9 protein-coding genes are annotated in these 9,860 nt (G+C 61.5%); 5 read left to right on the top strand and 4 right to left on the bottom strand.

Features of this window, described 5'->3' with window-relative positions; translation table 11 throughout:
• Positions 1-184: 184 nt before the first annotated feature.
• From KI231_RS09795 to KI231_RS09785, 3 genes are all read right to left on the bottom strand, one after another.
• Positions 185-1,168, bottom strand: coding sequence for a TauD/TfdA family dioxygenase (locus tag KI231_RS09795; protein WP_213028102.1), 984 nt, complete (start codon positions 1,166-1,168; stop codon positions 185-187).
• A 39-nt stretch (positions 1,169-1,207) separates the two neighbouring features.
• Complete coding sequence (locus KI231_RS09790; RefSeq protein ID WP_103306717.1) at positions 1,208-1,948, bottom strand: thioesterase II family protein; 741 nt, start codon at positions 1,946-1,948, stop codon at positions 1,208-1,210.
• 72 nt (positions 1,949-2,020) lie between these two features.
• Positions 2,021-3,193: an MFS transporter gene (locus tag KI231_RS09785; protein ID WP_213028101.1), complete on the bottom strand. Its 1,173-nt coding sequence runs from the start codon at positions 3,191-3,193 to the stop codon at positions 2,021-2,023.
• Between the two features lie 272 nt (positions 3,194-3,465).
• Here KI231_RS09785 and KI231_RS09780 point away from each other — a divergent pair, with 272 nt between their 5' ends.
• The 3 genes from KI231_RS09780 to KI231_RS09770 all read left to right on the top strand — a co-directional run bounded on the left by KI231_RS09780 (position 3,466) and on the right by KI231_RS09770 (position 6,877).
• Positions 3,466-4,266 carry a glucose 1-dehydrogenase gene (locus KI231_RS09780; RefSeq protein WP_213028100.1) on the top strand — a complete coding sequence of 267 codons (801 nt, stop codon included), beginning with the start codon at positions 3,466-3,468 and terminating at the stop codon, positions 4,264-4,266.
• Positions 4,259-6,085, top strand: coding sequence for a glycoside hydrolase family 15 protein (locus KI231_RS09775; protein WP_213028099.1), 1,827 nt, complete (start codon positions 4,259-4,261; stop codon positions 6,083-6,085). Before KI231_RS09780 ends, KI231_RS09775 begins: the two co-directional genes overlap by 8 nt.
• A gap of 402 nt (positions 6,086-6,487) precedes the next feature.
• The gene (locus KI231_RS09770; RefSeq protein WP_103303927.1) at positions 6,488-6,877 is read left to right on the top strand and encodes a hypothetical protein; all 390 of its coding nucleotides are present in this window, start codon (positions 6,488-6,490) and stop codon (positions 6,875-6,877) included.
• Between the two features lie 143 nt (positions 6,878-7,020).
• Here KI231_RS09770 and KI231_RS09765 read toward each other — a convergent pair whose 3' ends face one another.
• Positions 7,021-7,992, bottom strand: coding sequence for a GlxA family transcriptional regulator (locus tag KI231_RS09765; RefSeq protein ID WP_213028098.1), 972 nt, complete (start codon positions 7,990-7,992; stop codon positions 7,021-7,023).
• An 89-nt stretch (positions 7,993-8,081) separates the two neighbouring features.
• Here KI231_RS09765 and inhA point away from each other — a divergent pair, with 89 nt between their 5' ends.
• Positions 8,082-8,768, top strand: a complete 687-nt coding sequence (inhA, locus tag KI231_RS09760; protein WP_213028097.1) for an isonitrile hydratase — start codon at positions 8,082-8,084, stop codon at positions 8,766-8,768.
• Positions 8,769-8,997: 229 nt separating this feature from the next.
• The gene (locus KI231_RS09755; protein WP_213028096.1) at positions 8,998-9,789 is read left to right on the top strand and encodes a CPBP family intramembrane glutamic endopeptidase; all 792 of its coding nucleotides are present in this window, start codon (positions 8,998-9,000) and stop codon (positions 9,787-9,789) included.
• Positions 9,790-9,860 lie beyond the last annotated feature (71 nt).

Raw genomic sequence — 9,860 nt, 5'->3', positions numbered from 1 at the left:
TGGGGTCCTTGCTGATCGGCGGCGTGACCAGGAGGCCCGGTCGTATCAACAAGAACGAATGACAAACGCAATGATTTAGCGCGCCGGCGCAATACCGGCCGGGCGGCACTCCCGCCAGATGCAGAAATGCCGAAGCCGCGGCAAGAGCGGCTTCGGCAAGCGTTCAGACAAACGCCGGGATCGCTCAGCGAGCGTCCAGAGAATGCCCCTCGGCCATGGCGACAATCACTTTGCGCGGGCCCTCAAACGGCGATCGCGCGTGGGCCGACAGCATGTTGTCGAGCATCAGCACATCGCCTTCCTGCCAGGGGAAGCTGATCGCACAGTCGTCGAGCACTGCGCGAATCTGCACCAGCACCTCATCTTCAATGGCCGAGCCGTCGCCGTAGTAAACATTACGCGGCAAGTCCTCTTCGTCGACGATGTCCAGCAGGCTTTCGCGCACTTCCGCTTGCAGGTTGGAAATGTGGAACAAGTGCGCCTGGTTGAACCAGACGTTGTCGCCGGTCACCGGATGCACCGCCACCGCCTGACAGGTCTGACGGGTGCGCAGCTCACCGTCGTCCTTCCATTCGCAAACAATGCCGTGGGCCTTGCAGTAGGCCTCGACGACCTCGCGATCCTCGGTGTTGAACACATCTTCCCAGGCCACATCCAGACCATTGCCGAAGTTGCGCACATACATCAGGCCTTTGCTGACGAAGCGCTCGCGAATCGCCACCGGAATACGCCGATAGACTTCACGGCTGTCGGCAATCGGCGTTTCGCCACCGGACTTGGCCGCGATCATGCTGTAGAACCAGATCTTCATCGGCCAGTCGCGGGAATAGGCCTGCTCGTTGTGCAGCGGAATGCTTTGGTGCGCCGGGTATTCGGTGGACGTGTACACGCCTTGCGTCACGTTGGTACGCGGCGTCGAGCCGAATTCATAGTTCAACAGCGGGTGGCCGAAACTGGCCGCGAACTGACGGAACTGTTCAGCACCGTTCAGACGGAATCCACGGAACAGCACCCCGCCATCGCGCAGCAGGTGTTCGTCCACCAACTCTTTCAATTCATCGAACACCGCCAAAAGGTCGGTATCCGCATCGGTCGCTTCCACCAACAACGGCAAGCGCCCCCGTTGCGGCAGCAGCGGCCGAACGGAAAATCCCACAGCAACAGCCATGACTGGCCTCCTGTAATCACTCGATAGGTGAACCGCGCACTAAAACGCCGGTGCCGCTGCCTGCGCATGGCGGCGGTGGTGGACTTCCAGATGGGTCTTGATCGTGCGGATGACCCGGGCTTCGTGTTCATGGATGAAGAAATGCCCGCCGGTCATCATGTCGACGGAAAAACTGCCCAGGGTTTCTTTGCTCCAGCCGATCAGTTGTTCGGTGGTCGCGCGGTCTTCCTTGCCGCCCAGCACGTGCACCGGGCAATTGAGCAAGGGCCGCTGCGCCGGCGTGAAACGTCCGCACATCATGAAGTCGGCACGCAGCACCGGCAGCGTCAGGCTCATCAGTTCCTGGTTGGCCAGCACTTCCTCACTGGTGCCTTGAAAGGTGCGCAACTGCTCGATCAACTCGTCATCGCTGCGCGCCTCGGCAAAGCCGCGATCGTAGTCACTGCGCATGGTCGGGGCGGCCGTGCCGGAAGCGAACAACGCCACCGGCTCCGGCGCACCGAGTTCGCGAAAAGCATGCGCCATTTCGCACGCCAGCAGCGCACCCAGGCTATGCCCGAACAGGGCATAAGGCGTCTGCAAGCCGGGCTTGTGCTCACGGGCCAATTGGCCGGCCAGCGCACGCATGTCGATCTGCAAGGGTTCGTCGAAACGGGCACCGCGCCCGGGCAATTCCACCGGTTGCAGGTGCAGCCACGACGGCAGTTGGCGCCGCCAGCGGCTGTAGACCATGGCGCTGGCGCCCGAATAGGGCAGGCACAGCAGTGTCAGCTTTGTCACCGCGTTTACCTCAATAGGGTTATCTGTAAAAGAGAACGGATGAGGCGACGCGGGAATTAGTCGGTTGGTTGATCACTTCAGATGACGGAAACTCTGCACCGCCGACGCGAGGACCACCGCCCCGGCGGCAATCGCCAGCCAGAAGCCACTGCGCGCGCCAAAGGCATCGACCAGCGCACCGGAACCGGCGGCGCCGATGGCAACGCCGATGCTCAGACCGGTCACCAGCCAGGTCAGGCCTTCGGTGAGTTTGGCCGGCGGTACGATGCGTTCGACCAGTGCCATCGCGACAATCAGGGTCGGCGCAAAGAACAGCCCGGCAATGAAAACCGCCAGCGCCAGGCCGAGAATGTTGCTCGCCAGCAATAGCGGCAACGTCGTCACTGCCGTTGCCACTCCGCCATACAGAAACAGTCGCGGCAGCGGCAGTTTCGAACGCATCGCCCCAAACGCGATCCCGGCCAGACACGAACCGATGGCATACACCGACAGCACAATGCTCGCCGCTGCCGGTTGCCCCTGTTGTTGGGCAAACGCGACGCTGACAACATCGACCACACCGACGATCACGCCCATGGCGATCATCAAGGCCAACAACAGCTGAATATCTGTCGAGCCGATGATCGAACCGTGATGTTCAGACGCGTGCGGATGCACCGGCGGCTCGGTGCTGCGCTGGGCGACAAACGCCGTTACGCCGATCGCCAGCGCGAGCAACGCCGCCAGTGGCCCGGCTTCGGGAAACACCGCCACGCACAGCCCCACCGACAGCGGTGGGCCGACGATGAAACAAACTTCATCAAGCACCGACTCCAGCGCATACGCGGTCTGCAATTGCGGCTGGCCGCGATAGATTTCGGTCCAGCGCGCCCGCACCATCGCCGACATACTCGGCATGCACCCAGCGAGCGCGGCGAACACAAACAGCGTCCAGTTCGGCGCCTGCAACCGTGTACACAGCAGCAACATCAACAGCGCGCCACCACCGATCAATGCCGAAATGGGCAGCACTTTGCCCTGACCGAAGCGGTCCACCAGTCGCGAAACCTGCGGTGCACAAAACGCCGTGGCCAAGGCAAATGTCGCCGCCACCGCACCGGCCAGTGCGTACCCACCATACAGCTGCGAAAGCATGGTGATCACGCCGATGCCGGTCATTGAAATCGGCATGCGCGCGATCATCCCGGCCAGCACAAAATTTCGGGCGCCGGGGGCGTTGAACAATTCGCGGTATGGGTTTGCCATCAGGTCACAGCCTCGTCAGGGGCGGCCAAGTTGCCATAGAGGCTGATGAGAGAGGAAGCGGGGAATTGTTGGTGGAATGTGAAGGCCCCATCGCGGGCAAGCCAGCTCCCACAGAGGTACTGGTCGTACATAAATTCATGTTCATCTATGTTCCCTGTGGGAGCCTGGCTTGCCAGCGATGAGGTCCATACTTTCACCACAACCCACAGAAATGAACTCTCACGCCAGGCAATCGGTCAGCTGATTAAGCCCTCAACCCAGGCGCCTCCTCTATGCACATTTCTCTCGCCGGTCAGGTAGCTCTCGTCACCGGCGCCAGTTCCGGCATTGGCCACGCTTGCGCCAAAGTCCTGGCCGCTGCCGGTGCCGCCGTGGTCATCAACTACAACCGCCAGGCCGAACCCGCCGAAGCACTCGCCCGACAAATCATCGCCGATGGCGGTCAGGCCCTGGCCATCGGTGCCGATGTCTCCAAGGAAGACGAGGTCGAACGGCTGTTCGCTGAAACCCTCGACGCTTTCGGCTCACTGGACATTCTGATCGCCAATTCCGGCCTGCAAAAAGATGCGGCGGCTGTGGATATGTCGCTGGATGACTGGAACGCGGTGATCGGCGTCAACCTCACCGGCCAGTTCCTCTGCGCCCGTGCCGCGTTGCGCATCTTCAATCGCCAAGGCGTTCGCGAAGGCGTATCCCGCGCCGCCGGCAAAATCATCCACATGAGCTCGGTGCACCAGCGCATTCCGTGGGCCGGGCACGTCAATTACGCGGCGTCCAAGGGCGGTGTCGATCAGTTGATGCAGACGCTTGCCCAGGAAGTCAGCCATCAGCGCATTCGCATCAACGGCATTGCACCGGGGGCGATTCGCACGGCGATCAATAAAGAAGCCACCGAAGGCGCTGCCGGGGAAGAGCTGCTCGACCTGATTCCCTACGGGCGCATCGGCGATGTTGAAGACGTCGCCAACGCGGTGGTTTTCCTCGCCTCCGATGCTTCTGACTACATCATCGGCACCACCCTGTTTATCGACGGCGGCATGAGCCTCTATCCGGAGTTTCGCGGCAATGGCTGAGCATCATCCAGAACGACAAAGCCCGATCGACGCCCACGGCATCATCGGCGACATGCGCAGTGCGGCACTGGTCAACGACAAGGGCAGCGTGGATTTTTTCTGCTGGCCGGAGTTCGACAGTCCGTCGATTTTCTGTTCGTTGCTGGATACCCCCGACGCGGGTATTTTCCAGTTGGCGCCAGCCTTGCCCGATGCCCGGCGCGAGCAAATTTACCTGCCGGACACCAACGTCCTGCAAACCCGCTGGCTCAGTGACGATGCCGTGGTGGAAATCACCGACATGCTGCCGGTGGGTGACAGCGAAGATGACTTGCCACTGCTGATGCGCCGTGTGCGGGTGGTCAGCGGCGAGGCGACTTTCCACATGCGCTGCGCGGTACGCCACGACTATGCCCGTGCCGACACTCGCGCGGCGCTGGATAACAACGACGTGGTGTTCAGCGCCAGCGGGCAACCGACGCTGCGCCTGGCTTCTGATCAGCCCTTGCAGGTGGACGCCGCAGCGGCGATTGCCCGCTTCACCCTCAAGCAGGATCAGACGGCGGCCTTCATGCTCGGCGCCAGCGACGATCCGCGCTTCGCCGAAGGCGCCGGCGACTTCTGTATGGAGCGCACGCTGAAGTTCTGGCGCGACTGGATCGGCCAGTCGATTTACCGCGGACGCTGGCGGGAAATGGTCAACCGCTCTGCCCTCGCGCTCAAGCTGCTGACCTCGCGCAAACACGGCGCGATCCTCGCCGCCGCGACCTTCGGCCTGCCGGAAACGCCCGGCGGCGAACGCAACTGGGATTATCGCTACACCTGGATCCGCGATGCGTCGTTCACGGTTTACGCGTTCATGCGTCTGGGCTTTGTCGGCGAAGCCAACGACTACATGCGCTGGCTGCGCCATCGGGTCAGCGATTGCCATGGTCAGCCGATGAAACTCAACATCTTGTACGCCATCGACGGCCGACAGGAATTACCGGAAACCGAACTGGACAACCTGTCCGGGCATGGCGGCGCCCGACCGGTGCGCATCGGCAATGGCGCGTATGACCAGATTCAGCTGGATATCTTCGGCGAGCTGATGGACGCGGTGTATCTGGTCAACAAGTACGGTGACGCGATTTCCCACGAAGGCTGGAAACACGTGCGCGAAGTGGTCGATCAAGTCTGTGAGACGTGGCAGACCACGGATGTAGGCATTTGGGAAATGCGCGGTGAGCAGCATCACTTTCTGCACTCACGGCTGATGTGCTGGGTGGCACTGGATCGGGCGATTCGTTTGGCTTCAAAACGCTCGTTGCCTGCACCGTTCGCCCAGTGGGATCAAACCCGCCAGGCGATCTACGCCGACATCTGGGACAACTTCTGGGACGAAGAGCGCGGGCATTTTGTCCAGTACAAGGGCGGCAGCTCCCTCGACGGCTCGATGCTGCTGATGCCGCTGGTGCGTTTCGTCAGCGCCAAGGATCCGCGCTGGCTCTCGACCCTCGAAGCCATTGAAAAGCATCTGGTACGCGACGGCATGGTTTACCGCTATCGCAATGACGACGCCAACATCGACGGCTTGACCGGCACCGAAGGCGCGTTTGCCGCGTGTTCGTTCTGGTACGTCGAATGCCTGGCCCGCGCCGGTCAGGTGGAAAAGGCCCATCTGGAGTTTGAACAGTTGCTGCGCTACGCCAATCCGCTGGGGCTGTACGCCGAAGAATTCGACAGCCATGGCCGGCATCTGGGCAATACCCCGCAAGCGCTGACGCATCTGGCGTTGATCAGTGCGGCGAGTTTTCTGGATCGACGGTTGAGTGGAGAAAAGAGTGAGTGGCAGCCGTAAAGCTCGCCACTTTCTGTAGGAGATATTCCACAAAACTGTGCTTTAGCGGGCTATTCCCTACGCAGCAATCAGCAGGGTGGCACCCCTGTGGTGAGGGGATTTATCCCCGATGGGCTGCGAAGCAGCCCCCAACCCTGCGTCCCCACTCCTCCAGAAATACCGCATTCACTGACTTTGCGACTGCTGCGCAACCGGTCGGGGCGGTGCGACGTTTCGCTAAATCCCCTCACCACAATTGCGCAGCTCAGCCCCTACATCTTCTAAACACCCCCCCAATCCCTCCCCCGCAACTTGCACTTACACCCCGAAATACCTTGTTGCCAGCTGTTACATCCCCCCCTACCATCCACCGCAACGGGCACAGCGGAGCTGTCCAATAAAACCCGAATTCAAGGAACCAGAATGTCCCAGCACGTCCAGCGCAGTATCGACACACCCCTTCGCAGCGGCCTGACCCGCACCCAACTCTGGGAAGCCGCCGACAAAGGCCTGATCAAATGCTGGGAAATCGGCCGCCAGCGCGCCGCACGCTTCCCCGACCTCGCCTTGAAATGCCTCGCTGGAGAATTACCGGTGCTCGGCTGGAAGGGCGGGGTCAGTCGTAGCCTGAAGAAAAACGAAAAATACGGATCGCTGAAATACCTCGCCCAGTGGCAAGGGTTGCGTGGGGAAGATCTGGATATCGATTTGAGCGAAGAACGCTCGCTGACGTGCTCGCGGACGAAGATGCGGGTGACGTTTACGCCGGATCGGAGCAAGTATTTCAATCAGGTGGCGGAAGCCGAGGTCTGATACATCTGAGGAATAACGCTTTTGTGGCGAGGGAGCTTGCTCCCGCTGGGTTGCGCAGCGCCCCTGACTGGGCTCAAAAGCATGGGCCTGCTGCGCAGTCCAGCGGGAGCAAGCTCCCTCGCCACAGGTTCAGCGTTGTCCCGTCAATCTGTTGCAGCACTGACCGAAAAGCGCTCGCGATAAGCCTGCGGCGTCACGCCAATCGCCCGCAGGAAACTACGGCGCAGCGTCTCTTCGCTGCCAAATCCACAATTGGCCGCGACCCGTTTGACCGGCAACCCCGTGTCACTGAGTAAGCGCCGTGCCGTTTCGACACGGATCAGTTCGATGGCCCGCGCCGGGGTCTGGCCGGTGTCGGCGCGGTAGTGGCGGACGAAACTGCGTTCGCTCATCCCGGCCTGCTCGGCGAGGGTCGGGATGCCGAGGTCACAGGTCAGGTTTTCGGCGATCCACGCGTGCAGGTCGTCGAAACGATTGCCCTGATTTTGCAGCGATAGCGTCACGCTGAATTGCGACTGCCCGCCCGGGCGTTTGAGGAACACCACCAGATGGCGGGCGACGTCCAGCGCGATGTCGCGACCGAGATCTTCCTCAACCATCGCCAGCGCCAGATCGATGCCGGCGGTGACCCCCGCAGACGTCCACACCGGGCCGTCATTGATGAAGATCGGATTGGCCTCGACTTGCAGTTTCGGGTGCTGCTGCGCCAGCTGTTCGCAACGGGTCCAGTGGGTGACCACGCGGCGACCGTCGAGCCAGCCGCTGGCCGCCAGCAGAAACGCTCCCGTACAAACCGAGGCCACGCGACGGCATTTCGCGGCATGCTCGCGCACCCAATCCACCAGCGGCACATCTTCCGCCGCCGGATAAATCCCCCAGCCACCGGCGATGATCAACGTGTCGCTGGGCGCTTCGGGCAACGGCTCGGCCAACACCGCCAGACCGGCCGAGGACATCACCGCCCCGCCGCCGCTGGCAATCACGCTCGGCGCATACGGAATGGGCAATCCGCGCTGACGGGCGAGGTCATTGGCCGAGGCGAATACCTGCAACGGCCCGGTGACGTCGAGGATCTGCATATTGGCGAACGCGAGTACGTGGATGGCTTTGGGCATTTGGCGTAATTCGTGGGGTTATTGGCGTATGCGCCAGAACCTACGCGCCTACAGTGAAGCCGTCCACCTCTTTTCATGGAGCAAGAACGATGACGCTGCAGATCGGTTTTCTGTTGTTTCCACAGGTTCAGCAACTTGACCTGACCGGGCCGTACGACGTGCTCGCCTCGCTGCCGGGCGTGCAGGTGCATCTGATCTGGAAGGACCTGATGCCGGTCACGGCCAGCACCGGGCTGCTGCTGAAACCGACCACAACGTTCGAGGATTGCCCGGATCTGGATGTGATCTGTGTGCCCGGCGGTGGCGGCGTCGGTCCTTTGATGGAGGATGCTCAGACGCTGGATTTCATCAAACGTCAGGCTGCGCAAGCGCGTTACGTGACGTCGGTGTGCACCGGGTCGCTGGTGCTCGGCGCGGCGGGTCTGCTGCAAGGCAAACGGGCGACTACGCATTGGGCATATCACGATCTGCTGCCGACACTGGGCGCGATTGCGGTGAAGGATCGGGTGGTGCGTGACGGCAATCTGTTTACCGGTGGCGGGATTACCGCGGGAATCGATTTTGCGCTGGTGTTGGCGGCTGAACTGTTCGATGCCGACACGGCGCAACTGGTGCAGTTGCAGCTGGAATATGCGCCGGCGCCGCCGTTCCATTCAGGCAGCCCGGAAACGGCACCGAACGCGATTGTCGATGAAGCCCGCCTGCGTGCCGCGCCATCGCTGAAGCTGCGCACGGAAATCACTGAGCGCGCGGCGGCAAAACTCAACCTGCGCTGATCCCTCAGCCAAAAACAAAACCTTGTGGGAGCTGGCTTGCCAGCGATAGCGGTGAATCAGCCGATGACGATGTCGGCTGTGCAATCGTCATCGCTGGCAAGCCAGCTCCCACAGGTATCGGGTCGGCCAGAGGTTGTGGACTGTCCCCGTTTCTCGCCGCACCTTGACTTGTCCCCCGCCGCTCGTCCGTGTAGAAAGCCCTTCCACAAAATCTGCACAAGGACCCTCCATGAAGTCTCTGCCATGGCTCTATCTGGCACTTCTCGGCCTCGGCTACGGTTTGGCGCTGAGCTACGGTCAACTCGGCTGGCTCGCACTGATCTCTATCGGGCTGCTTTTGATGGCCGGTTTCGCCGTACGCCAGCAACACGTGCCGTTTGCGCGTTATCTCGGCCACGGCCTGTTCATCGTGCTGGCTTTGGCGCTGGCCCTGCACTGGCTGCCAGGGTTCTACAACGGTCGCGCCATTGATCCGCAACGTTTCACTGACAACGCCGTGCCGTTCTCGATGTACCTCAATCAAGACAAACCGCTGATTGGTTTCTGGCTGTTGCTGGTCTGCCCATGGATTGTCGCCCGGCGCTCGCTGCGCCTGACGGTCTACGCCACCGCCCTCGCCCTGACCTTGAGTGTGATCCTCGCCCTCGGCGGCGCGTTGTTGCTGGGCGTGATCGCCTGGGCACCGAAGTGGCCGGATCAGGCGTGGCTGTGGGTGCTGAACAATCTGCTGCTGGTGACCCTGGTCGAGGAAGCGTTGTTTCGCGGCTATATACAGGGCGGCCTGAGCCGGCGTTTCAAACACCTGCCCTATGGCGAAAATCTTGCCCTGCTGCTGGCCTCATCGCTGTTCGGGCTGGCGCACATCGGTGCGGGCTGGACGTGGGTGTTGCTGGCGGGTCTGGCAGGTGTCGGCTATGGTCTGGCCTACCGTTTTGGCGGACTCGGCGCAGCAATCGCCACGCACTTCGGGCTGAACCTGCTGCATTTCGCACTGTTCACCTATCCGATGCTGGCGGGTTGAAGCAAGGCCCGTTTTGCGACGCCGTACTGATTACTGAAAGAAAAATTCAACAATTTCCTGCCACCGCCGAC

It is taken from the genome of Pseudomonas sp. Seg1, assembly GCF_018326005.1.
GTDB lineage: Bacteria > Pseudomonadota > Gammaproteobacteria > Pseudomonadales > Pseudomonadaceae > Aquipseudomonas.
The sequence above is the reverse complement of the archived record's forward strand: the minus strand, read 5'-3'. Positions and strand labels throughout refer to the sequence as shown.

Excerpts from the sequence above, each read along its gene's own strand:
- KI231_RS09795 (WP_213028102.1), bottom strand. The coding sequence starts at position 1,168 with ATGGCTGTTGCTGTGGGATTTTCCGTTCGGCCGCTGCTGCCGCAACGG.
- KI231_RS09785 (WP_213028101.1), bottom strand. The coding sequence starts at position 3,193 with ATGGCAAACCCATACCGCGAATTGTTCAACGCCCCCGGCGCCCGAAAT.
- KI231_RS09780 (WP_213028100.1), top strand. The coding sequence starts at position 3,466 with ATGCACATTTCTCTCGCCGGTCAGGTAGCTCTCGTCACCGGCGCCAGT.
- KI231_RS09775 (WP_213028099.1), top strand. The coding sequence starts at position 4,259 with ATGGCTGAGCATCATCCAGAACGACAAAGCCCGATCGACGCCCACGGC.
- KI231_RS09770 (WP_103303927.1), top strand. The coding sequence starts at position 6,488 with ATGTCCCAGCACGTCCAGCGCAGTATCGACACACCCCTTCGCAGCGGC.
- KI231_RS09765 (WP_213028098.1), bottom strand. The coding sequence starts at position 7,992 with ATGCCCAAAGCCATCCACGTACTCGCGTTCGCCAATATGCAGATCCTC.
- inhA (WP_213028097.1), top strand. The coding sequence starts at position 8,082 with ATGACGCTGCAGATCGGTTTTCTGTTGTTTCCACAGGTTCAGCAACTT.
- KI231_RS09755 (WP_213028096.1), top strand. The coding sequence starts at position 8,998 with ATGAAGTCTCTGCCATGGCTCTATCTGGCACTTCTCGGCCTCGGCTAC.